Origin of the sequence: Nonomuraea sp. NPDC049646 (genome assembly GCF_044465525.1) — a bacterium.
Classification (GTDB): domain Bacteria; phylum Actinomycetota; class Actinomycetes; order Streptosporangiales; family Streptosporangiaceae; genus Nonomuraea.
The window spans coordinates 194,805-217,552 of the sequence record NZ_JBITLU010000003.1 but is presented as its reverse complement, the minus strand read 5'-3'; the positions used below and the strand labels follow the sequence as shown (position 1 = coordinate 217,552).

General features: G+C 73.1%; 20 protein-coding genes. 15 read left to right on the top strand and 5 right to left on the bottom strand.

Annotated features, from left to right (window positions below):
• The first annotated feature begins 52 nt into the window (after positions 1 to 52).
• On the top strand, positions 53 to 991 hold the full coding sequence (locus ACIBQ8_RS10035; RefSeq protein WP_397174940.1) for a diacylglycerol/lipid kinase family protein: 939 nt from the start codon (positions 53 to 55) through the stop codon (positions 989 to 991).
• Between the two features lie 2 nt (positions 992 to 993).
• On the opposite strand, the gene ACIBQ8_RS10030 is transcribed toward ACIBQ8_RS10035, so the two are convergent.
• Positions 994 to 1,791, bottom strand: coding sequence for an SWIM zinc finger family protein (locus tag ACIBQ8_RS10030; RefSeq protein WP_397191732.1), 798 nt, complete (start codon positions 1,789 to 1,791; stop codon positions 994 to 996).
• 2 nt (positions 1,792 to 1,793) lie between these two features.
• Positions 1,794 to 4,751 (bottom strand): SNF2-related protein, encoded by a 2,958-nt coding sequence (locus ACIBQ8_RS10025; RefSeq protein WP_397191731.1) that lies wholly within the window; start codon positions 4,749 to 4,751, stop codon positions 1,794 to 1,796.
• Positions 4,752 to 5,046: 295 nt separating this feature from the next.
• Between ACIBQ8_RS10025 and ACIBQ8_RS10020 the strand changes: the two genes are divergently transcribed.
• From ACIBQ8_RS10020 to ACIBQ8_RS10005, 4 genes are read left to right on the top strand one after another with little or no spacing between them, the layout of a single operon-like run.
• Complete coding sequence (locus ACIBQ8_RS10020) at positions 5,047 to 5,427, top strand: phage holin family protein (protein WP_352328829.1); 381 nt, start codon at positions 5,047 to 5,049, stop codon at positions 5,425 to 5,427.
• Positions 5,424 to 6,056, top strand: a complete 633-nt coding sequence (locus tag ACIBQ8_RS10015) for a DUF3618 domain-containing protein (RefSeq protein WP_397174947.1) — start codon at positions 5,424 to 5,426, stop codon at positions 6,054 to 6,056. Before ACIBQ8_RS10020 ends, ACIBQ8_RS10015 begins: the two co-directional genes overlap by 4 nt.
• A gap of 2 nt (positions 6,057 to 6,058) precedes the next feature.
• A complete protein-coding gene (locus tag ACIBQ8_RS10010) occupies positions 6,059 to 6,997 on the top strand; it encodes a YihY/virulence factor BrkB family protein (RefSeq protein ID WP_397174949.1) in 939 nt (312 codons plus the stop codon).
• Entirely contained in the window at positions 6,994 to 7,431 is a 438-nt protein-coding gene (locus tag ACIBQ8_RS10005; RefSeq protein ID WP_397174951.1) for a protease inhibitor I42 family protein, read from the top strand. The genes ACIBQ8_RS10010 and ACIBQ8_RS10005 overlap by 4 nt, the downstream gene beginning before the upstream one ends.
• Here ACIBQ8_RS10005 and ACIBQ8_RS10000 read toward each other — a convergent pair.
• Together ACIBQ8_RS10000 and ACIBQ8_RS09995 are read right to left on the bottom strand one after the other, a co-directional pair.
• On the bottom strand, positions 7,418 to 8,014 hold the full coding sequence (locus ACIBQ8_RS10000; RefSeq protein ID WP_397174953.1) for a TetR/AcrR family transcriptional regulator: 597 nt from the start codon (positions 8,012 to 8,014) through the stop codon (positions 7,418 to 7,420). The genes ACIBQ8_RS10005 and ACIBQ8_RS10000 overlap by 14 nt on opposite strands.
• 5 nt (positions 8,015 to 8,019) lie before the next feature.
• Entirely contained in the window at positions 8,020 to 9,576 is a 1,557-nt protein-coding gene (locus ACIBQ8_RS09995) for an MFS transporter (RefSeq protein WP_397191730.1), read from the bottom strand.
• 52 nt (positions 9,577 to 9,628) lie between these two features.
• On the opposite strand from ACIBQ8_RS09995, the gene ACIBQ8_RS09990 reads away from it, so the two are divergent.
• The 6 genes from ACIBQ8_RS09990 (at position 9,629) to ACIBQ8_RS09965 (ending at position 14,953) form a co-directional block, all read left to right on the top strand.
• Positions 9,629 to 10,336 carry a DUF1838 family protein gene (locus ACIBQ8_RS09990; protein ID WP_397191729.1) on the top strand — a complete coding sequence of 236 codons (708 nt, stop codon included), beginning with the start codon at positions 9,629 to 9,631 and terminating at the stop codon, positions 10,334 to 10,336.
• Positions 10,333 to 10,749: an HIT family protein gene (locus ACIBQ8_RS09985; protein ID WP_397174957.1), complete on the top strand. Its 417-nt coding sequence runs from the start codon at positions 10,333 to 10,335 to the stop codon at positions 10,747 to 10,749. The genes ACIBQ8_RS09990 and ACIBQ8_RS09985 overlap by 4 nt, the downstream gene beginning before the upstream one ends.
• Before the next feature lie 55 nt (positions 10,750 to 10,804).
• Entirely contained in the window at positions 10,805 to 11,983 is a 1,179-nt protein-coding gene (locus ACIBQ8_RS09980; protein ID WP_397174959.1) for a sensor histidine kinase, read from the top strand.
• Positions 11,984 to 12,109: 126 nt separating this feature from the next.
• On the top strand, positions 12,110 to 12,859 hold the full coding sequence (locus ACIBQ8_RS09975; protein ID WP_397174961.1) for a LytR/AlgR family response regulator transcription factor: 750 nt from the start codon (positions 12,110 to 12,112) through the stop codon (positions 12,857 to 12,859).
• Positions 12,856 to 13,446: a hypothetical protein gene (locus tag ACIBQ8_RS09970; protein ID WP_397191728.1), complete on the top strand. Its 591-nt coding sequence runs from the start codon at positions 12,856 to 12,858 to the stop codon at positions 13,444 to 13,446. Before ACIBQ8_RS09975 ends, ACIBQ8_RS09970 begins: the two co-directional genes overlap by 4 nt.
• Before the next feature lie 46 nt (positions 13,447 to 13,492).
• Positions 13,493 to 14,953: a cation acetate symporter gene (locus tag ACIBQ8_RS09965; RefSeq protein ID WP_387665299.1), complete on the top strand. Its 1,461-nt coding sequence runs from the start codon at positions 13,493 to 13,495 to the stop codon at positions 14,951 to 14,953.
• A 1,867-nt stretch (positions 14,954 to 16,820) separates the two neighbouring features.
• Here the strand turns inward: ACIBQ8_RS09965 and ACIBQ8_RS09960 are convergent.
• On the bottom strand, positions 16,821 to 17,813 hold the full coding sequence (locus tag ACIBQ8_RS09960) for a LacI family DNA-binding transcriptional regulator (RefSeq protein ID WP_397191727.1): 993 nt from the start codon (positions 17,811 to 17,813) through the stop codon (positions 16,821 to 16,823).
• Between the two features lie 11 nt (positions 17,814 to 17,824).
• Between ACIBQ8_RS09960 and ACIBQ8_RS09955 the strand changes: the two genes are divergently transcribed.
• The 4 genes from ACIBQ8_RS09955 to ACIBQ8_RS09940 all read left to right on the top strand — a co-directional run bounded on the left by ACIBQ8_RS09955 (position 17,825) and on the right by ACIBQ8_RS09940 (position 22,748).
• The gene (locus ACIBQ8_RS09955; RefSeq protein WP_397191726.1) at positions 17,825 to 19,003 is read left to right on the top strand and encodes a trans-sulfuration enzyme family protein; all 1,179 of its coding nucleotides are present in this window, start codon (positions 17,825 to 17,827) and stop codon (positions 19,001 to 19,003) included.
• A gap of 165 nt (positions 19,004 to 19,168) precedes the next feature.
• The gene (locus ACIBQ8_RS09950; RefSeq protein WP_352324458.1) at positions 19,169 to 19,498 is read left to right on the top strand and encodes a DUF485 domain-containing protein; all 330 of its coding nucleotides are present in this window, start codon (positions 19,169 to 19,171) and stop codon (positions 19,496 to 19,498) included.
• 17 nt (positions 19,499 to 19,515) lie between these two features.
• On the top strand, positions 19,516 to 21,135 hold the full coding sequence (locus ACIBQ8_RS09945; RefSeq protein WP_397175450.1) for a cation acetate symporter: 1,620 nt from the start codon (positions 19,516 to 19,518) through the stop codon (positions 21,133 to 21,135).
• Positions 21,136 to 21,356: 221 nt separating this feature from the next.
• Entirely contained in the window at positions 21,357 to 22,748 is a 1,392-nt protein-coding gene (locus ACIBQ8_RS09940; protein ID WP_397191725.1) for an ABC transporter substrate-binding protein, read from the top strand.

The window sequence follows — 22,748 nt, the reverse complement described above, 5'->3', positions numbered from 1 at the left end:
CGGCCCTCGATCCAGCACTGAGCGGCGGACACAGCGCCTACGATTGATGACCATGAGCGAACTGCGCACCAAGATCGAGCACACTGAGGCGATCCGGCGGGATCGCCGGGTGGCGGTGGTGGTGAACACTCGCTCGCGCCGCGGCCGCCGCCACTACTTCGAGGTCATCGAGCAACTGCACAACCTGGGGTTCGAGCCGCTGGCCGAGCTGTCGGTCTACAACCCCAAGCGGCTGCGCGACCTGCTCGACACCGCCCTCGCCACCGACCCCGACCTGCTGATCGTGGGCGGCGGCGACGGCACCCTCTCCTCGGCCGTGCGCCACGTCGCCCACCGCGACGTGGCGCTCGGCGTGTTGCCGCTCGGCACCACCAACAACTTCGCCAGGAGCCTCGGCCTGCCGCTCGACCTGGCCGGCGCCATCCGGGTGTTCGCCACCGGCAAGGTCGCCGACATCGACCTCGGCATGGCCGGCGACCGGCCCTTCGCCAACCTGGCCAGCTTCGGCGTCTCGGTCGAGGTGGCCGGCCGGGTCAAGCCGTGGCTCAAGCGCATCGTGGGCCGTCCGGCCTACCCGATGACCGCGCTGACCGTCCTGCCGGGCCACCGGCCCTTCCGGGCCTACATCACCGTCGAGGGCCGGCGCCACGAGCTGCTCACCCACCAGCTCAACATCGCCAACGGCCGCTTCCACGGCGGCTGGCAGGTGGCCAAGGACATCAGCATCGACAACGGCATGCTGGTGGCCTACCAGCTCGGCTCGGGCAAGAAGCTGCGCCTGCTCGGCGAGACGTTGCTGCGCGCGACCACCGGCCGCTGGCGCAGCCTGGCCGGCGGCCCGTTCGTGGTCGGCCGGGAGATGCTGCTGGAGACCGACCCGCCGATGGCCGCCGACGTCGACGGCGAGGTGCGCCTGCGCACCCCGATCACGCTGCGCGTGGTGCCCAACGGCGTGCGCGTGATGGTCCCCGACTCCTTCGAGGACAACTGACCTCAGCCCTCGCCCAGCGCCCGGTAGGCGGGGGCGAGCGCGTCGGCCAGGCCGGCGGGCGGCGGGAAGACCCGCGGCAGCAGGTCGGGGGCGGCCGCGGCGGGGCGGTGCGCGGTGGCGCCGGGGGCGTAGAAGTCGGCCAGCCGGTCGGCGAACGGCACGTCGGCCACCTCCAGCGGATCGGGCGCGGGCGGGTCGTCGGCCAGCGAGCCGAGCAGCTGCTCGCGGGTGCGGCCGCGCCAGGCCAGCACCAGGAACGGGTCGTCGTCGAACGACTCGGCCAGCAGGTAGAGCACGGCCGACAGGTGCTTGCACGGGAACCCCCAGTCGGGGCACGAGCACTCCATGTCCAGGTCGCGCGGGAACAGGTCGACGCCGTGGGCGGCGAACAGCTCCTCGATCTCGACCGGCATCTCCCCGGCCAGCAGCCTGGCCCGGTGGACGGCCTGCGCCGCGACGGCCTCCTCCAGCCGCGCCCACACGTCCTCGCCGTAGGCGTCGATCCTGACCACGACGTCGTACGGCTTCGGCCGCGACCCCTGCACGGACGCCCTGACCAGCCCCGCCGACAGGTCGATCGAGAGCACCTGGCCCTTGCGGGCGTAGGCGCGGCCGCGGGACAGGCGGCCCTTGTCGCAGACGCGTTCCAGGATGTCGACGAAGCGCCTGGACCACCACGCCGAGCCGATGCTGCCGCGCCGCGACCGGGCCCGCAGGCCGCCCTCGACCTCGACGGGGCCGCCGCCGTCGTACCAGCCGGGCCGCTCGGGCCGCTCGGGTCGCTTGGGTCGCTCGGGCATGGTCAGGACCCTCCCGTGAGGCGGAACACCTCGCGCAGCTCGTCGGTGGACAGGTCGGTCAGCCACTCCTCGCCGGCGCCGACCACCCGCTCGGCCAGCGCCTTCTTGCGCTCGATCATCTGGTCGACGCGCTCTTCGAGGGTGCCCGCGCAGATCAGCTTGCGCACCTGGACGTTTTTGCGCTGGCCGATGCGGAAGGCCCGGTCGGTGGCCTGGTCCTCCACGGCCGGGTTCCACCAGCGGTCGACGTGGACGACGTGGCTGGCCGCCGTCAGGTTGAGACCGACGCCGGCCGCCTTGAGCGACAGCAGGAACAGCATCGGCTCCCGGTCGTGCTGGAAACGCTCGACCAGCCGGTCGCGGGTCTTCTTGGGCAGGCCGCCGTGCAGCCACAGGACCGGGCGGCCGAGCCGCTGGGCGAGGTAGGGCTGGAGCATCGTCCCGAACTCGGCGTACTGCGTGAACAGCAGCGCCTTCTCGCCCTCGGCCAGGACCTCCTCGGCCAGCTGCTCCAGCCGGGCCAGCTTGCCCGAGCGGCCGGCCAGGCGGGAGCCGTCCTTGAGCAGGTGGGCCGGGTGGTTGCAGACCTGCTTGAGCCTGGCCATGGCCGACAGCACCAGGCCGCGCCGCTCGACGCCCTCGCTGTCGTCGATGCGGGCCAGCATGTCGTCGACGACGGCCTGGTAGAGGGTGGCCTGCTCGGGGGTGAGCGGGCACCACTCCTTGATCTCGATCTTCTCCGGCAGGTCGGAGATGACGGACCGGTCGGTCTTGAGGCGGCGCAGGATGAACGGGCCCGTCGCCCGTTTCAGCGCCGCGGCGGCCTGCTCGTCCTGGCGGGCCTCGATGGGCTCCTGGAACCGGGTGCGGAAGCGGGCCCGCGGCCCGAGCAGGCCGGGGTTGGCGAACTCCATGATCGACCAGAGCTCGGCGAGGTGGTTCTCGACCGGCGTGCCGGTCAGGGCCAGCCGGGTGCCGGTGGGGATCGACCGGACGGCGCGGGCCTGGAGCGTGCCGCTGTTCTTGATCGCCTGGGCCTCGTCGCACACCACCCGGCGCCACTCGTGCGCCCGCAGGGCCTCCAGGTCGCGGTGGGCGGTGCCGTACGTGGTGATCACCAGGTCGGCCTCCGCGATGCGGGCGGCGTCCCGGCCGGGGCCGTGGTGGACGTACACGCGCAGGCCCGGGGCGAACCTGGCCGCCTCCCGCTGCCAGTTGCCCACCAGCGACATCGGGCAGACCAGCAGCGTGGGCGCGGCGGCCCGCTCGTGCACGAGCAGCGCCAGCGTGGTGACCGTCTTGCCCAGGCCCATGTCGTCGGCCAGCACCCCGCCGAGGCCCAGCTCCGACAGGAAGCTCAGCCACGCCAGCCCGCGCTCCTGGTAGGGCCGCAGCACGGCGTCGAGGCCCGGCGGGGTGGCGAGCGGGGTGAGCCGCCGCTCGGCCTGGCCCGACAGCAGGTCGCCGAGCACGCCGTCGGCGTCGACCGCCAGCAGCGGCAGCTCGTCGTCGCCCTGGATCACGTGGCGCAGCAGGTCGGCCGCCGCCGCCTCGCCCGCGCGCACCCCCTCGACGGCCCGCAGCGCGGCCTTGAGCTGCCGGTCGTCCAGCTCCACCCACTGGCCGCGGACCCGGACCAGCGGCACCTTGAGCCTGGCCAGCTCGGCCAGCTCCGCCTCGCTGATCGTCTCCTCGCCCACCGCCAGGTCGACGCGGAAGTCGACCAGCTCGCGCAGCCCGAAGCCCTGGCTGACGGCCGCCGTCTGCGGCTTGGTCCTGGTGGTGAGCTTGAGCCCGAGCCGCGTACGGCCCGCCCAGCGCGGCAGCAGCACCCCGAACCCGGCCGCCTGGAGCAGCGGCGCGGCCTGGCGCAGGAAGCCGAACGCGCCGGCCGTGTCGAGGGCCAGCTCGCTCGGCTCCGGCACGCGCAGCGCCCGGTCCAGCTCCGGGTAGAGCCGCACGGCCCGGCCGAGCCCGGCCAGCAGCTCGCGCTCCGGCCGGCCGGGCAGGCCCTTCTCGCCGCTCCAGACGCGGGCGGCCGGGACGTACAGGCTGGGGTCGTCGGCGGCCTGCAACGCCAGCTCGACCCGCCAGTCGTCGCCGGCGGCCGGTTCGAGCAGGCGGAAGCAGACGCGGGTGGCGCCCTCGGCCGCCATGACGGCCGCCCGCCAGCGCTCCAGCTCCTCGCGCAGCCCGGGGTCGTCGGGGCAGGCCGGGTCGCCGGTCAGCGCGGCCAGCCACCGTTCGCGCGGCGTCGCCGGGGCGGCGGCAGAGGGGGCGGCCAGGGGAGTGGTGACGGCCTGCCGGACGAGCACGTCGGTGAACGCCTCCAGCGCCTGGAGCTGCACCCCGGCGGCCGGGCGCTCGGCGGCCCAGGTGCGGCAGGCGGGCGGCATGGCCAGCGCCAGGTCGCGGAACCAGGCGGCGTCGGCCCCGGTCAGCACGGGCCGCCACAGGGCCAGCGCGGCGCCGTCGTCACCGGCCACGGGGCCGGGTGCGGGGGCGGGGCCGGGCACGGGGCCGGAGCCGGGCGCAAGGACGAGCTGGGGGACGACCCGGCCACGGCCCACCAGGTCGCGGGCGAGCGCGGCGACGGCGGCCCAGTGGCGGACGGTGGCGGTGGCGTCGCCCGGAAGGCCGTCCAGCGCTCGAAGGGACTCGGCGGGCGGCAGCACGACCGCGGGCACCCGCCACGGCAGCAGCCGCGGCCTGACCACCTCGGTCAGCAGCCCCGTCTCCGGCGAGGGCAGCGGCCCCTTGGCCGACCCCGGCAGCAGCAGCTCCAGCACCCTGGACGGCGGCCCGCCCACCCCGAGCCCCGGCGCGCCGGCCAGCTCGGCGAGGGACGCGGCGAACGGATGGGCCCGCGCGCCCGCCCCGCGGGGCACGGCGGCGGCCCGGCCGGGAACCTCTGCCCAGAAGGCGAGCCCGTCACCCGCCCACACCCCGTGTACCAGCACCCCGGCAGGTTACCGCCGGGCCGGAGCGGCCGGTCCGCGAGTCTTCTGCGGGCCGGGCCGGAAGTCGTACCATCGAAGGATGAACACTCCCGGATCGTGGTGTGAGCGGCCTGAGCCGCAGGCTCCCTCGTGCGAGCTCCCCTCTCCGTGGAGCAGGCCGAAGCAGCCTGACAACTGGTGCGAGGAGCCCGAGTCGCCGGTGGCGTCCGTCCTCCGGTTCCTGCTGAAGGCCGCCAGGAGGTAATAACAGGCGGTCAGCTGGGTAGTCGCCTTCCTCAGCGGAGGAGGCGACGTCGTGAACGATACCCACAAGCTGGTCAGTGATCTGTCCGACCAGGTCTCCAGGCTCGTCAAGGACGAGCTGCGCCTGGCCAGGCTGGAGCTCGCGGAGAAGGGCAGGCGCGCCGGGTTCGGCGCGGGGCTGTTCGGCGCGGCCGGGATGGCCGCGTTCTTCGGCGGCGCCGCGCTGGTGACCGCCGTCGTCCTGCTCCTCGCTCTGGTCATGCCCGCGTGGGCGGCCGCCGCGATCGTGGGGGCGGTCCTGCTCATCGCCGCCGCCCTGCTCGGCCTGACCGGAAAGAACCAGGTGAAACAGGCCACGCCGCCGGTCCCCGAGGAGACCATCGCGAGCGTCAAGGCCGATATCGACATGGTCAAGGAGAGGGCACGCCGATGAGCGAGACGGACCCCGGATACAGCGAGCAGCACGCCGGTGACGTGGGCGCCCGCAGGGCGACCGTCGGCACGCCGACCGAACGCGAGTCGATCAACGTGCCGCCGACGAGACCGGGGGCTGCGGAGAACGCGAAACGGGCCGAGCTGGCCCGGCAGGAACACGAGACCTTCATCCCCGAGACCCCCGTGCCCGACGACCGGACCGAGGCGGTCGAGAGCCGCGCGGTCGAGGAGGAGTCGCTGGCCGGAGGCCGTGGCGAGGACGACGAGGAAGAGGAAGAGGACGACGTGCGAAAAAGCATCAAGGAGACCAGGAACGAACTGGGCGACACGGTCAGCGCCCTGGCCCACAAGGCCGACCTGAAGGCCCGGGCCAGCGAGGCGGCCGGCACGGCCAAGGGCAAGGTCGCCGAGATGACCGGCGTGGCCAAGGGCAAGGCCGCCGAGGTGACCGGCACGGCCAAGGGCATGGCCGGCGAGGTCGCGGGCAAGGTCCGCGAGGCCACGCCCCACCAGGTCAAGGACGCGGCCACCGGAGCGCGCAAGCGTCCCGTGCTGCTGCTGGCCGCGGCGGCGGCGGTGGCGGCCCTCGTCGTGCGGCGGCTCAGGAAGCGCACCAGGGCGAAGTAGGCGTGCGTTCCCCCGAAAGACCTGCGGAACTGCCGCGCAGGGCCTGGTGGAGCGTGCTCAAACGCACCGTCGTCGAGTTCCGCAACGACGGCGTCCAGGATCTCGCGGCGGCGCTCACCTACTACGCCGTCCTGTCCATCTTCCCCGCGCTGATCGTGCTGGTGTCGGTGTTCGGCCTGCTCGGCAGGCGTGACACCGCCACCCTGGTCGGCAACCTCGTGGTGCTGGCGCCCGACGAGGTGCGCTCCCTGATCGTCACGGGCGTGCGGTCGGTCCAGGAGAACGCGGCCTCGGCCGGGCTGGTCGCGATCGTCGGCCTGCTGGTCGCGCTCTGGTCGGCCTCGGGCTACATCGGCGCGTTCATCCGGGCCGGCAACACCATCTACGACATCGACGAGGGGCGTCCGTTCTGGAAGGTGACCCCGCTCCGGATCGGGCTCACCGTGCTGGCCACGGTGCTGCTGGCGCTCGGCGCGGTCTCCGTCGCGCTGACCGGCGACCTGGCCAGGAGCGTCGGCAGGGCGCTCGGCCTGGGCAGCGCGCTGGTGACCGCCTGGGACATCCTGAAATGGCCGGTCCTCGCGCTCGTCGCGGCCGGGCTGATCATGGTGCTCTACTGGGCCGCGCCGAACGTCCGCCAGCCCGGCGTGCGCTGGATCACCCCCGGCGGGCTGCTCGCGGTGGTGCTCTGGGTCGTGGTCTCCGGCGGCTTCGCCCTGTACGTGTCCCACTTCGGGTCCTACGGCAAGACCTACGGCACGCTGGCGGGCGTCGTGGTGTTCCTGATCTGGCTGTGGTTGTCGAACATGGCCCTGCTGCTGGGCGCCGAGCTGGACGCCGAGCTGATCAGGGAACGCCAGATCGCCGAGGGCGAGCCCGTCGGGCGGGAGCCGTACGTGGAGCCCAGGGACCCGCCGAAGGAGGATAGCCTTCCCGAGTGAAGCGTGGAAGGGCCGTCGTCGCCGCACTCGTCCTGATGGCCTCGGGCCTGGTCGCGGGGTGCGGCGGCGGCTCGGCGGTCAGCGACTTCGGCACCGTCGTCAAGGGTGCCGAGGGCACGACCGTGCGCGCCGAGCTGCGCCCCGGGCAGCGGTTCTCGCTGGCCGTGCCGGACAACCCGTCGGTGGGCGACGACTGGCGGCTGGCGGCGGTGCCCGACGCGAGGGTGGCCTCCTACATCAGCGAGGAGCGCAGGAGCGCGGGCCAGGGCCCCGGCAGCGGCGGCACCGCCTACTTCGTCTTCAACACCAAGAGCCCGGGCAGCGCCCGGATCACGCTGCGCGACTGCCGGCGGTGCGGCCAGGGCTCGACGCCGCCCGACGAGGAGAGCAGGCGGCAGTCGGGCGAGGCGGTCTTCGAGATCACCGTGCGCTGAGCACGGCCCGGCACAACACGTCGAGGGTGGTCGCGGTGATGACCTCGGTCTCGGCGCCGGCGCCGGAGTCGGCGCACGCGGCCAGGCGGCGCCGGCCCTCGCCCAGGATGCTCCACCCCAGGTGGGCCACCAGGTCGGGATGCGGCTCCCCGGCCTCGGCGAGCAGCCCGCGCAGCGGCTCGATCATCGTCTCGTGGAGCTGGTCGAGCCGGTGGCGGCACTCGGCGGGCAGGTCGACCGCGGCCACCGCGCGCAGCAGCGCGTGGTCGGGGCTGGTCACGAACGCCAGCGACACGGCGCCGAAGGCGCGCACCCGCTCCTCCAGGCCGCCGTCGCGGGTGGCCGTGACGAGCCGGGCGGCCCAGCGGGGGATCGCGTCCTCCACGAGCTGGGCCAGGATGTCGGCGGTGGAGGAGAAGTAGCGGTAGACGCTGGAGCGGGCCAGCCCGACCCGGGCGCCCACGGCCGCGGGGGTGAGCCCGGCCGGGCCCTCGGCCGCCAGGATCTCCATGGCCGCCGCCAGCAGGGCCGCGTGCTGGCTGGCCCGATGGTCGGCCACCGTGGCCGCGCTGATCCTCGGCACCGGACTCACTCCTCCTCGCGTCGTCTCCTCCCAGTATCGGGCAGCAGGAACGTCGCCCCGACGCCGCCGAACAGCACGATGCCGGTCACGATCGTGACCCGGCGGGTGGCGTCGGCGCCCGCCGCGACCGCGGCGGCGTGGTCGGCGGGCTCCCTGATCGCCGCGATGGCCGCTCCGGCGCTCTCCCGTACGGCCTGCCCCAGCGCGGGCTTGCCGGGCAGGCGGTCGGCCATCGCCGCGTCCAGGCCGGTGACCAGGACGGCGCCCAGCACCGCGATGCCGACGGCGGCGCCGAGCTGGCGGATCGTGCTCTGGAGCCCGGAGGCCACGCCGGAGCGGCGGGCGGGCACGTCGGCGAGCATCACGTTCGGGAGCTGGGCCGAGGCGAAGCCGACGCCGACGCCGTACAGGACGAGCCACGGCACCAGCGTCCACGGGCCGAGGGAGGGGGAGACGGCCAGGCCGATCGCGATCGCGCCCACGGCCTCCAGGACGAGCCCCAGCCGCACGATGACCCTGGGCGCCAGGTCGAGCCGCGGGACGAGGCCGCCGGCCAGGAACGTGCCCCCGGCCAGCGAGGCGATGATCAGGCCGGTGGCGAACGCGGTGAACCCCATGGCCGCCTGGAGGAACAGCGGCAGCACCAGGATCAGGCCGAACTCGCCGAGACTGATGATCATCGCGGCGGCGCCGCCGTACCTGAAGGAGGGGATGGCGAACAGCGACAGGTCCAGCACGACCGGACGGCCCGACCGTGCCCGCGAGCGCTCGACCAGCAGCAGCGCGGCCAGCGCGAGCGCGGCGAGCGCGAAGGCGAACGGGATCGGCGAGACGCCGCCGAGCGGCCAGGTCCATCCGAACAGGGTGGCCTCGCCGGTCGGCGTGAACCAGCCGTAGCGCTGGCCCTCGATCAGGCCGAACACCAGCGCGGCCGGGCCGACGACCGACAGCAGCACGCCGGGGACGTCCGGGCCGCCCGCCGCCGCGTCCTTCGACTCGGGCACCCGGGCCGTGCCGAGCAGCACGAGCAGGCCGATCGGCAGGTTCACCCAGAACGCCCAGCGCCAGCCGAAGTCGGTCACCACCCAGCCGCCGAGCAGCGGGCCGAGCGCGGCCATGCCGCCGATGATCGAGCCCCAGACGGCGAAGGCGATCGTCCGGCGCGAGCCCGTGTAGAGGGAGTTGATGATCGCCAGCGTCATCGGCACCACCATGGACGCCCCGACTCCCTGGACGACCCGGGCGGCGATGAGCAGCGCGCCGCTCGGCGCGGAGGCGGCCAGCATGCTCGCGGCCAGGAACACCACCAGGCCCACGGCGAACATCCGGCGCCTGCCGTGCACGTCGCCGGTCCGGCCGAGGGGGATGAGCAGGGAGGCGAAGGCCAGGGAGTAGATGGAGTTGACCCATTCGACGTCCGTGGCCGACAGCCCCAGATCGCCCATGATCGCGGGGACGGCGACGTTCACGATCGTCGCGTCGATGATGATCATCGACATTCCGACGCCGAGCACGATCAGCGGGAGCCAGCTCTGCCGGGTCCGCTCATTTAGCGACACCATGTCCCTAAAGATAGCAACATGCTGTCTCGAAGCAAGGGGTAAGCTCCGGATCATGGACTTCATCCGGGTGCGTGCCTCGGCCGACGGCGCCGAGACGATCTCCTACTGGACCGGCGACGTCTACGGCTGGCAGGACGACGACGGCCCCCATCACCTGTTCGGCTTCGAGGGGCTGAACGTGGCGCGGGCGCGCCCGGCCGACGGCGGCTGGGAGCTGCTGACCCGGGAGGCGGCGCTCTACCTCGACCCGCGGACCAGGGAACCGATCGACGTGTGGGACAACCCGCTCACCGGGCGGTCCGTCGAGGTGCAGCACGTCTTCAACGACCCGGTCAACCAGCGGCTCGGGGCCTATCCGGTGCCGGTGACGCGGTTGGGGGAGCAGGTCGTCTACAACGCCGACATCCGCCTTTCCTACCCTTCGCCGCTCCCTGTCGCGAAATATCCGGAGAACTCGGCTCGGGACACGTATCGGGCGCTGGAGCTGTTCCAGTTCTTCGCCTCGGCCGCCGACGTCGAGTCCGGCATGCCCGACGTGCCGGCGGTCTTCTCCTGGTGCCGGGTCTCGCCCTGGCTGCCCTGGATGGCCATGGGGCAGCGGCCGGGCGGGCTGGTCTACCACTGCCGGGGCGCCAAGGTCGCCGACGTCCCCGGACGGCTGCGCGAGCGCGTCGGCGAGCGCTTCCTGCACGCCCCCGCCGAGTGGAGCGCGCCCAACATGACGAGCTGGACGGCCTTCGCCGATAAGGTCGGGCGGTGAGCACCGACCTGTTCTGCGAGATCATCGCCGGCGCGCGTCCCGCCCACGTGGTGAGCGCCGACGAGGTGGCCGTCTCCTTCCTCGACACCCGTCCGGTCTTCAAGGGGCACGTGCTGGTCGTGCCCCGGCTGCACGTCGAGACGCTGGCCGACCTCGCCGACGTCGGGCCCTTCTTCTCCCGGGTGCAGGCCATGGCCAGGGCCGTGGAGGAGGGGCTGGAGGCGGCCGGCACGTTCGTGGCGATGAACAACCGGGTCAGCCAGAGCGTCCCCCACCTGCACGTGCACGTCGTGCCGCGCAACCGCAAGGACGGGCTGCGCGGCTTCTTCTGGCCGCGCACCACCTACGAGTCCGCGCAGGAGGCCGAGACCTACGCCGCGGCCGTCGCCAAGGCGCTGGCGGCCACCGGGTGAAGGCCGCCCGCCGGGCCGGTGCCGCGGGCGGCGGCGGGCGCTAGGCTCGGGGCGCGTGGAGTACCTGGTCGGCGTCGCCGTCGTGGCCGTGCTGGTGGGCGTGCCCGCGATCGTGCTCTGGCGCGTCATGCGGGGCCGCCGCGAGCTGGGCACCAGCCCGGCCGAGCGGGCCACGTTCGAGACCCTGCACACCGCCTCCATGGCCGGGCCGCCGCTGCGGGCCGGGCTGACCCCCGAGGGCGCCGAGCGCGCCTCCCGCCACCTGCGCGCGCTGCTCGGCTCGGCCGCGCTCGCGATCACCGACCGCGAGCGCCTGCTCGTCTACGACGGCGCCGGCGACCACCACGCCGCCCAGGCGTTCGAGCACGCCGCCGCCACCTTGCAGGACGGCCGCACCCAGGTGCTCACCATCGACTGCGAGCTGCTCGAATGCCCGATCCGGCACGCCGTCGTCGTCCCGCTCACCACCGACGACCGCCTGGTCGGCGCGCTGGCCGCCTACGGGCAGAACGCCTCGGCCGGCCTGGTCAGGGCGGCGCAGGAGGTGGCCGGCTGGGTGAACTCGCAGCTGGAGCTGGCCGAGCTCGACCGCTCGCGCACGCTGCTCATGGAGGCCGAGGTCCGGGCCCTGCGTGCGCAGATCTCGCCGCACTTCATCTACAACTCGCTCACCACGATCGCCTCCTTCGTCCGTACGGACCCCGAACGCGCCCGCGAGCTGCTGCTGGAGTTCGCCGACTTCACCCGCTACTCCTTCCGGCGGCACGGTGAGTTCACCACCCTGGCCGAGGAGCTGCACTCGATCGAGCGCTACCTCACCCTCGAACACGCCAGGTTCGGCGACCAGTTGCAGGTCACCCTGCGCATCGCCCCCGAGGTGCTGCCGGTGGCCGTGCCCTTCCTGTGCCTGCAGCCGCTGGTCGAGAACGCCGTCCGGCACGGCCTGGAGAGCCGCAACGGCGTCGGCCGCATCACGATCATCGCCGAGGACGCCGGCGCCGAGTGCCGCATCAGCGTCGAGGACGACGGCCTCGGCATGGACCCCGACCGGCTGCGCCGCATCCTGGCCGGCGAGATCGCCCCCACCGGCGGCGTCGGCCTGGCCAACGTCGACGAACGGCTCCGCCAGGTCTACGGCGACGAGTACGGCCTGGTCGTCGAGACCGGTCCGGGCGCGGGCACCAAGGTCAACGTGCGCCTGCCGAAGTACCACCCCGGCGTCTCGGCCCGCTGACCTCCTCCGGTCCGCCCCATGCCTGCCCCCACCTGTGACCCCCACCTGTGACCCCGCCGTGACGGCCTTGACGTTTGGTGCCGGTTTCATCACTGTCTAATGCATTCGAGGTGTGAGGAGTGACGTGTGACCGGGCTGCGCGTCCTGGCGGTGGACGACGAGCTACCCGCGCTGGAGGACCTGTCCTACCTGCTCCGCGCCGACGCCCGCATCGGCGAGGTGGTGACGGCGCGCGACGGGGCGGCCGCGCTGCGCCTGCTGGACCGCGGCATCGCCGAAGGCCGTCCGATCGACGCCGTCTTCCTCGACATCCGCATGCGCGGCCTGGACGGCGTCGTGCTCGGACGGCTGCTGTCGCAGTTCGCCAACCCGCCGCGGGTCGTGTTCGTCACCGCGTACGAGGAGCACGCGGTGGACGCCTTCGAGATCAAGGCCGAGGACTACCTGCTCAAACCGGTACGTCCCGAACGGCTCGCCGAGGCCATCAGGCGCGTGGCGGTCTCGGCCGACGTGCCCGCCGAGACCGGCGAGGGCGACACCATCCCCGTCGAGCTGGGCGGCGTGACCCGGTTCGTCTCCAGCGCCGACGTCCTCTACGTGGAGGCCCAGGGGGACTACGCCCGGCTGCACACCGCGAACGGCAGCCACCTCGTCCGCATCCCGCTGGCCACGCTGGAGGAGCGCTGGGCGCCGGCCGGGTTCGTCCGGGTGCACCGCAGCCATCTGGTCGCCGTCAAGCACATCGAGGAGCTGCACATCGACTCGGGCCGGTGCAGCGTGCGGGTCGGGGACACCGAGCTCCCGGTGAGCCGGCGGCACACCCGGGAGCTGCGCGACCTGCTGGTCCGCCGCGCCAGGAAGGGCAGGACGGAATGACCTCCGACCCCCGGCCCGACCCCCGGCCCGACCCCAGCCAGGATCCGCGGCCTGATCCCCGCCAGGGTCCCCAGCCCGATCCGCGCCAGGGTCCCCGGCCCGACTCCCGGCAGGAACTCCGCCAGGAGACCCGGCAGGGGCGTCCGGCGGGGGCGCCGCGCACCGATCCCGCGGCCCGCCGCACCGACGCCGCCCGCCGCATGGACGCCTTCCGACGCTCCGAGACGCCGCGCCGGATCAGCGTCACCAGCCCGCGCGCCGCCGCCGCCCGCCGCCCTCGCTACCCGGCCACCAGGGAGATCGACGAGCAGACCCGCCTCGGCGAGGTCTACATGCGCTCGCTCCTGCGCACCCAGTTCCGGCTCGCCCTGTTCGTCTGCACCGTGCTGGCCTGCGTGGTCGGCGGCCTGCCGCTGCTGTTCCTGCTCATCCCCGAACTGCGCGAGGTGGACGTCCTCGGCGTCTCCCTGCCGTGGGCGGTGCTGGCCGGGCTCATCTACCCCGCCTTCGTCATCGGCGCCTGGCTGTACGTCCGCCAGGCCGAGCGCAACGAACGCCACTTCGCCGAGCTGGTGGAACGCCGGTGACCGGCGCGAAGGGCCCCTCGTGAGCCTGGCCGCCGTGGTCGTCGTGATGGCGGCGGCCGTGCTCATCGGCGCGTACGGCATCAGGTTCTCCCGCACCACCTCCGACTTCTACGTCGCCTCCCGGACCGTCAGCCCCCTGTGGAACGCCTCCGCCATCGGCGGCGAGTACCTGTCGGCGGCCTCCTTCCTCGGCGTCGCCGGGCTCATCCTGTCCTACGGCGTGGACATGTTGTGGCTGCCCGTCGGATGGACCGGCGGCTACCTGGTGCTGCTGGTGCTGGTGTCGGCGCCGCTGCGGCGCTCGGGGGCGTACACGCTGCCCGACTTCGCCGAGGCCAGGCTGGAGTCGATGACCGTGCGCAGGACCGCCAGCGTGCTCGTCGTCCTGATCGGCTGGCTGTACCTGATGCCGCAGTTCCAGAGCGCCGGGCTGGTGCTGCGCACGATCACCGGCGCGCCGGTGTGGGCGGGCGGGCTGCTGGTCGCGGGCGTGGTGGCGGTGAACGTGCTGTCCGGCGGCATGCGGTCGATCACGTTCGTGCAGGCGTTCCAGTACTGGCTCAAGCTGACCGCGCTGGCCGTGCCGCTGGTGTTCCTGCTGCTGGCCTGGAAGGGCGACGGCGCGCCCGCCCTCAGCGTCCAGGACGCCACCACCTGGCAGATGCCGCTGGCCGGGGCCAAGGAGTACGGGCTGTACTCGACGTACTCGCTGATCCTGGCCACGTTCCTCGGCACGATGGGCCTGCCGCACGTGCTCGTGCGCTTCTACACCAACCCCGACGGCCGGGCCGCCCGCCGTACGACGCTGGTCGTGCTGACCCTGCTCGGCGCGTTCTATCTGCTGCCCGCCCTGTACGGCTGGCTCGGCCGCCTCTACGCCCCCGACCTCGTGCGCACCGACGCGGTCGTGCTCACCCTGCCCAGCCGCATGATCGGCGGCACGCTCGGCGACCTGCTCACCGCCCTCGTGACGGCCGGGGCGTTCGCGGCCTTCCTGTCCACCTCCTCGGGGCTGACCGTGTCCGTCGCCGGGGTGATCGCGCAGGACCTGCTGAAGGGCGGGGTGCGCTCGTTCCGGATCGCCACGCTCATGGCCGTCGCCGTGCCACTGGCGCTGGCGCTGTGGGCGCGGGCGCTGCCCGTCGCGGACGTGGTGGGGCTGGCGTTCGCGGTGGCCGCCTCGTCCTTCTGCCCGCTGCTGGTGCTGGGCATCTGGTGGCGGCGGCTCACCACCACCGGGGCGCTGGCGGGGCTGTTCGTGGGGGGCGGGCTCGCGTGCTCGGCCGTGCTCGCCACGATCACCGGGGGGCCGTACGAGGGGCTCACGGGGGCGCTGCTGGCCCAGCCGGCGGCCTGGACGGTGCCGATCGCGTTCACGGTGATGGTGTCGGTGTCGTTCCTGACGCCGCACCGCGTACCGCCCGGGGTGGCCCGCACGATGGTCCGCCTCCACACCCCGGAGAACCTCGACCTGGACCGCGGCGACTGGCACCCCCGCTCCCCCTGACCCCCGCCCCCGGCCCGCACTCTGCCGACCCGCACCTGCCCAGCGGTCCCGCATCCGGCCGACGCGCGCTCGCCCGCCGGTCCCGCGCCCGGCCGACGCGCGCCAGCATGCCGACGGACGTCTGCCCGCCCTCCCGTCGTCCTCAGGCGCCGGAGACCTCCCAGCTCACGACCAGCCCGCCGCGACGCCCCCCAACCGCTCCGACGCCACCCCGTCCCCACTGGCCCCCTCGTTCCGCGCCACATCCCCGGCCCCCGCCCTGGCTCCGGCACCCCTTCCTCTCCCGGGGCCGCCTTCGGTGCCTGTGCCTCCCAGGGGGCGGGCACTGGTTGTGACACCGGCACCGCTCTCGGCTCCCCGGGCTCCTGCTGCCCTGGATGAGGCTGGGCTTCTGCGGTCGCTCGCGGCTCGGGACGTGCGGTCGCTTCGCGTGGGGCGCGGGATGCCGTGCTGGTCGCCGGGGGGTTCGCTCTGGGGCGATGGGTCCAGGCCGGGGCGGTACGGGCCGGTTGCGCGTGGGGACATGCCGCGGCCGGGCCACGGCTGACTCGCCCGTTCCCGCGGGACGTCCGGCCGGGCCGCCCCCTCGGGCTCGGCGTCGGCTGGGGCTGCGGTCCGCCCTGGGCGTGGCTGGGCGGTCCCCTGAGGGGGGACGTGCGGACGCGTCCACTCCTGTGGCGTGCTGCCGGGATGGATCGCGGGACGGCCGGACGGCTGCCGCTGCGCTGACCCTTGCGGCGTCTGGACAGGCTGGGCCGACGCCTGTGACCGAGGCCCGGGTTGGGACGGTATCCGGTGGGCGAGGCCGGAGTGGGACGGCTCCTGCGGCGGAGGGTCCAGACCAGGGCGAGGGCCGACGCCGGCGTGCGGGGTCTTGGAACGACCAGGCCCCGGATCCCGGTCGTCGGGTCGGCCCCCGCGGGAACGACTGTCCGCGGGCGACGGCATGACGTCCCGAGCCTGCCGGGAGGGCTCGTGCGGAGCGGCGCTCGCGGTGGGAGGCTCGTGCGGAGTGGCGCTCGCGGTGCGTGGCTCGTCCGGGGTGAGTGGTTCGTCCGGCGTGGTGCTCGCGGTGGGTGGTTCGTCGGGGAGGGTTCCTTCGTCGGGGGCGAAGTACGGTCTGGTGGGGGGCGTGGGGTGGGGGGCGTCGCTGTGCCGGGTGGCCTGTTCGGTCATGGGTCTGGCGGCCGTGCCGGCGTGGGTCTCGACGTCGAGCACCTCGTGTCCCGGGACCGTGTGCGGGGCCTCCTCGCGTGGGGCCGCGTGGTGGATGGTGCGTCCGGTGGCGGCTCCCAGGTCGCCCGCGTGCTTGCGCTCCGGTCGCCAGGAGGGGGCGCCGCCCCTCGGCCACCCCCGCCGCATCCCGCCGTCCTCCTCCGGTCGGCCACCCCCGCCCCCGCCTCCCCGCGCCGCCGAAGCGGGCGTCCCGGGAGCGGGCGTCCCCGAGGTGGGGGTGTTCATGGAGTTCGGGGTGGTGGGGAAGGCGTGGCGGGGGGTGCGGGGTGGGGGAGTGGCGGTGGTCGAGGGCAGGTGGTCCAGGAGGTGGGGGGCGGCGGTCAGGAGGTGGTCGATGAGGTGCGCCACGTCGTCCAGCCGCACCCGCAGCGTCGCCCGCGCCTGCGCGCCACCGCCACGGGCGCCCGGGGTCCGGCCCTCCGGTCCGGCCTCCTCCACCCGCATCTCGGAGATCTCCAGGCAGACCTCAGCGTTCGGACGGGCGGACGCCGAGGCATCGGAGCCGAGCGCCTGCTCCTCGGGCGTACGGTCATCGCGGTACGGGCTGCTCTCGGCCATGACCTGCGATTACCCCTCACGTATCCCATCAGACCCCGACATATGGGGACTTGGAGGAGGCTTGACCGGAAGGTCAGGCGGGCGGCAACTCCCCGGACCCCCGGACGACCAGCTCCACGGGAACCGTGATCCGCCGCGGCTCGCGGACGGGATCCAGCAGCAGCTCCACCGCGCCGCGCGCCAGCCTGCCGATGTCGTACCGCACCACCGTCACCCCCGGGCTGAACAGGCCGGCCAGCGCGAAGTCGTCGAACCCCACGTACGCCGGCCGCTCGGGACGCCCCCGCAACGCCTGGAGCACGCCGATCGCCGCCCGGTTGTTCGTCGCGAAGAACGCCGTCGGCGGGTCGGGCAGGCCGAGCAGCCGCCCCACCTCGTACGCCACCCGCCCCGGATCGAACACCCCTCGCACCACCAGCGCCTCGTCGGCCGCCGCCCCCGCCTCGCGCAGCGCCGCCCGGTAGCCGCGGGCCCGGTCGTGCACCGAGCTCAGCCCGTCGTCGTCGGAGATCAGCGCGATGCGGCGGTGCCCGTGGGCGAGCAGGTGCGCGGTCGCCGTCCGGCCGCCGCGCTCGTCGTCAAGCATGACCACGTCGGCCCGGTCGAGCCCGCGCGGCACGCGGTCGACGAAGACCGTGCGCGGTCCGCCGTGCTCGGCCAGCCAGGAGTGGTCGGCCGGCGAGGGCACGACGATCAGCGCGTCCACGCCCCGCGCGTGCATCGACTCGATCAGCATGCGCTCCTTGTCCGGACGCTCCTCGTACGAACCGAACACCACCAGCGCCTCGTGCTCGGCCGCCGCCGCCTCCACCGCGGCGGCGAGACGGGCGTAGAACTCGTTGGAGATGTTCTCCATCACCAGGCCGAGCGTGAGCATGCTCGCGCCGCGGGCCAGCCGGGCGGCGGCCTCGTTGCGGCGGAAGCCGAGCGCGCTGATCGAGTCGTGCACCCGCTGCTGCAGCGAGGCCCGGACGTGCGGCTCCTGGTTGACCACGCGGGACACCGTCTTCAGGCTGACGCCCGCGTGCCGGGCGACGTCCGCCATGGTGGGCTTACGCGTTGTCATAGTCTGCCCCCATGGAGGATGAGTGGATCTGCGGCCGGTTGGGCGAGGACGAGCCGTGGACGCTGGGCGCGGTGAACCCGCCGGTGTTCGAGAACTCGTTGTTCACCTTCGGGACGGCGGCCGAGCTGGGCGCCGCGATCCGGGACGAGGACGAGCGGTACGTCTACGGCCGCGGCACCAACCCGACCGTCGACGTGGCGCAGCGCAAGCTGGCCGCGCTGGAGCGCGGTGAGCGGGCCAAGTGCTTCGGCTCGGGGATGGGCGCCATCTCGGCGACGATCTCCTCGCTCGTCTCCGCCGGTGACCACGTGCTGGTGCTCGGCGCGGTGTACGGGCCGACCACGCAGTTCCTGCGCTACCTGGAGAAGTACGGCGTCACGCATACGCACGTCGACGACCTCGCGGGATGTGACAGCGCTATCAGGGCGAGTACCCGCCTACTCTACTTCGAGTCGCCCTCCTACATGGCGTACGCGATCGTGGACATCGCCGAGGTCGCGGCCTGGGCGCGCGGGCGCGGGCTCGTCACGGTCATGGACAACACCTGGTCCACGCCGCTGTTCCAGAAACCGCTGACGCTGGGCGTGGACCTGGTCGTGCACTCGCTGTCGAAGTACGTCGGCGGGCACAGCGACCTGGTCGGCGGCGTGGTGGTCGGGCCGGCCCGGCTGATCCGGCCGCTGGCGCTGACGGAGTACCAGCTTTACGGCGCGGCCATGTCGCCGCACGACGCGGCCAAGGTGATCAAGGGGCTGCGCACGCTGCCCGTGCGCATGGCCGCCCACCAGGAGCGGGGGCTCGCGGTGGCGGCGTTCCTGGAGGGGCATCCCGCCGTACGGGCGGTGAACCATCCGGGGTTGCCCTCGCATCCGGGGCATGCGATCGCGTTGCGGCAGATGTCCGGCTTCTCCAGCCTGTTCAGCATCGAACTCGCCACGGACGATCGCCAACAGGCCGCACTTTTCCTCGATAAATTGCGACATTTCAGGATCGGGGTGTCCTGGGGTGGCTTCGAGAGCCTGGTCAACGCCCCCGCCCTGACCGTCGAGGAGAGCGTACGGGCCACCATGGGCATCCCCGTCGGCCTGGCCCGCCTGTCGGTCGGCCTGGAGCCCGCCGCGACCCTCGTCGAGGACCTGGATCAGGCGCTGAGCGCCCTGCCGGGCCCGCCGCGTCCGATATCGGGGTGAACCGAATACCCGACCGCTCATCGCGCTGAACAGACCTTTCACCGCAGGCCATCCCCAACTGATCGCGGTACGCGAGCGGCTCGCCGAACAGCACCCCCACGCCTCTCCACGACGGGTAGGTTGCGCTCTTACGTTGAGCGTGATCCGCATCACAGTGGAGGTCTCGTGACGACCAGAGAACATGACGCGTCCGTCTATGAACAGGTGCAGGAGAGCAGTGAGTTCCAGGAGTTGAAGCGGCGTTTCCGCCGCTGGACCTTCCCCATGACGGTGGCCTTCCTGGTGTGGTACCTGCTGTACGTGGTGCTGTCCGGCTGGGCCCGCGGCTTCATGGGCATCAAGTTGTTCGGCGACATCAACGTCGGGCTGATCTTCGGGTTGCTGCAGTTCGTCTCGACGTTCCTCATCGCGTGGGCGTACGCGCGGCACGCCGAGAAGAAGCTCGACCCGATCGCCGACAAGCTCCGTCACGAGGTCGAGGAGAAGACGCAGTGAGTTCCACGACGCTGGGGATGATCCTCTTCCTCACCTTCGTCGCCGGCACCCTGGCCATCACGTTCTGGGCCAGCCGCCAGACCAAGACGGCCGCCGACTACTACGCGGGCGGCCGGTCCTTCAGCGGCGTCCAGAACGGCCTGGCGATCGGCGGCGACTACATGTCGGCCGCCTCCTTCCTCGGCATCGCCGGCATCATCGCCGTCTCCGGCTACGACGGGTTCCTGTACTCCATCGGGTTCCTGGTCGCCTGGCTGGTGGCGTTGCTGCTGGTGGCCGAGCTGATGCGGAACTCCGGCAAGTTCACCATGGCCGACGTGCTGGCGTTCCGGATGAGCCCGCGCCCGGTGCGCACGGCGGCGGGCGTGTCCACGATCGTGGTCAGCATCTTCTACCTGCTCGCCCAGATGGTCGGCGCGGGCGCGCTGGTCGGCCTGCTGCTCGGCATCACCAGCGAGGCCGGCAAGGTCTGGACGATCATCGGCGTCGGCGCTCTGATGATCGTCTACGTGGTGTTCGGCGGCATGAAGGGCACCACCTGGGTCCAGATCGTCAAGGCCGTGCTGCTGATGACCGGCGCGGCGCTGGTGACGCTGCTGGTGCTGGGCAAGTTCGGCTTCAACCTCTCGTCCCTGCTCGGCCAGGCCGCCGCCACCAGCGGCCCGAAGGCCAACCCCGGCAACTTCCTCATCCCGGGCCTGAAGTACGGCACCGACGCCCAGGGCCTCGCGGGCAAGATCGACCTGATCAGCCTCGGCCTGGCGCTGGTGCTCGGCACGGCGGGCCTGCCGCACATCCTCATCCGCTTCTACACCGTCCCCACCGCCAAGGACGCCCGCAAGTCGGTCCTGTGGGGCATCGGCATCATCGGCGTGTTCTACCTGCTGACCCTGGTGCTCGGCTTCGGCGCGGCGGCCATCGTCGGCAAGACCGACATCCTCAAGGCCGACAAGGCGGCCAACACCGCCGCCCCGCTGCTCGCCGAGCGCATCGGCGCGCAGATCTTCGGCGAGGTCGGCGGCACGATCCTGCTCGCGCTCATCGGCGCCGTGGCCTTCGCCACGATCCTGGCCGTCGTCGCGGGCCTGACCCTGGCCTCCTCCTCCAGCTTCGCCCACGACCTGTACGCGCACGTCTTCAAGCGCGGCGGCGCCAGCGAACGGCAGGAGGTCGTGGTGGCCCGCGTCTCGGCGCTGGTCATCGGCGCCATCGCGATCGGCCTCGGCATCCTCGCCCAGGGCCAGAACGTGGCGTTCCTGGTCGCCCTGGCCTTCGCCATCGCGGCCTCGGGCAACCTGCCGGCGATCCTCTACAGCCTGTTCTGGAAGAGGTTCAACACGGCGGGCGCGGTCGCGGCCATCTACGGCGGCCTCGGCTCGGCGCTGATCCTGGTGATCTTCTCGCCGGTGGTCTCGGCCCCGCCGCCGCCCGCGGGCGGCGCGGTGACCGCGCTGATCCACGGCGTGGACTTCCACTGGTTCCCGCTGAGCAACCCGGGCATCGTCTCGATCCCGCTCGGCTTCCTGTTCGGCTGGCTGGGCACGATCCTCAGCAAGGAGTACAACGCCGCCAAGTACGCCGAGATCGAGGTGCGCTCGCTGACCGGCGTCGGCGCCGAGAAGGCCACCGAGCACTGACCCCCGCTCTCCCGGACGGACGGGGCCCGGCCTGCCACAGGCCGGGCCCCGTTTACGCGTGCCCGGCGGGGGAAGCGGTCCCGGGCTCTGCCGTCACCTCTGACCGGCGGAGAGAACCCAGTGACGCGAGCGGTCGGCACGATTTCGGCGACACCGGTACGTTCTCCGACAGACGAACACACTGCCCCGCGCCGCCTTGAGAGTGTGGAGGGCGAAACCCCATGAGATCCCCCATCGTCCGCTGGCCGGCGCTCACCCTCTCCCTGGCTCTGGCCCTCGCCGGGTGCGCCAAGGCGACCGGCGGGGGGCCGCCGGCCGCCCAGCAGGCGAGCCGGTACGACCCGGCCGCCACGTTCACGGGCACCCTGACGGTCATGGGGTTCGGCGGCGACGACGAGATCGGCGCCACCCGCCTGGCCAAGGCCAAGGCCGCGCTCGGCGGGGCGGACGTCAAGCTCGTCGAGGGCGACCTCGACATCCAGCAGTTCCTGTCCTCGGTGGCGGCCGGCGACCCGCCCGACCTCGTCTACGCCAACCGCGACCAGATCGGCACCTTCGCCTCCCGCGGCGCGATCGTCCCGCTCACCGCCTGCGTCAAGGGCGAGGGGATCGACACCTCGATGTACGACGAGAACGCCCTGGCGCAGGTGACGTTCGGCGGCGAGGTCTGGGCCGTCCCCGAGTTCAACCAGGTCCAGATCGTCATGGCCGACGCCGGCCTGCTCAGGCAGGCCGGGCTGACCGTCGCCGACGTCAACGGCTCCGACTGGGCGAAGATCACCGAGGCGGCGAAGAAGCTGGTCAAGGCGCCGGGCGGCAAACTCCGGGTGATCGGCTTCGACAGCAAGCTGCCCGAGTTCCTGCCCCTGTGGGCCAAGGCCAACGGCGCCGACCTGCTGTCACCCGACGGCCGCACCGCGCGGCTCAACAGCCCGCAGGTGGTCGAGGCGCTGGAGTTCGCCGTCGGGATCTACGCCGCCCAGGGCGGCTTCGCCAAGGTCAAGGCGGTGCGCGACGCGGCCGACTTCTTCGGCAAGGGCAACCAGTTCGCCGAGCACGAGCTCGGGGCGATGCCCATGGAGCAGTGGTACGTCAACGTGCTCAACGACGTCTCGCCCGAGGCGCCGCTGGCCTTCGACGCCTTCCGCACCCCGCGCGGCGAGCCGCTGGCCTACTCGTCCGGCTCCGCCTGGGCCATCCCCAAGGGGGCCGGGAACGCCGCGGCCGCCTGCCGCTTCGCCAAGACGATGACCCTCGTGGACACCTGGACGGCCGCCGCCCAGGCCCGGCTGGACAAGCGCAAGGGCGAGGGCAAGCCGTTCACCGGCGTGCTGACCGGCAACGTGCGGGCCGACAAGGAGATCCGGAAGATGGTCACCTCGGGCGGCGAACCGTGGGACTCGGGCGTCAAGGCGTTCTACGAGGCCAACGAGCACACCTTCAGCCTTCCGGCGAACCCGGCCGACAAGGAGTTCAAGGACGCCTGGCAGGGCGCGGTGAACCGGGTACTCAACGGCCAGGACCAGCCCCGGCAGGCGCTCGACAGGGCCCAGCGGGACGCCCAGGCCGCGCTCGACAAGGCGTGGGCTGGGTGGACGAAGCGCACCGGCTGA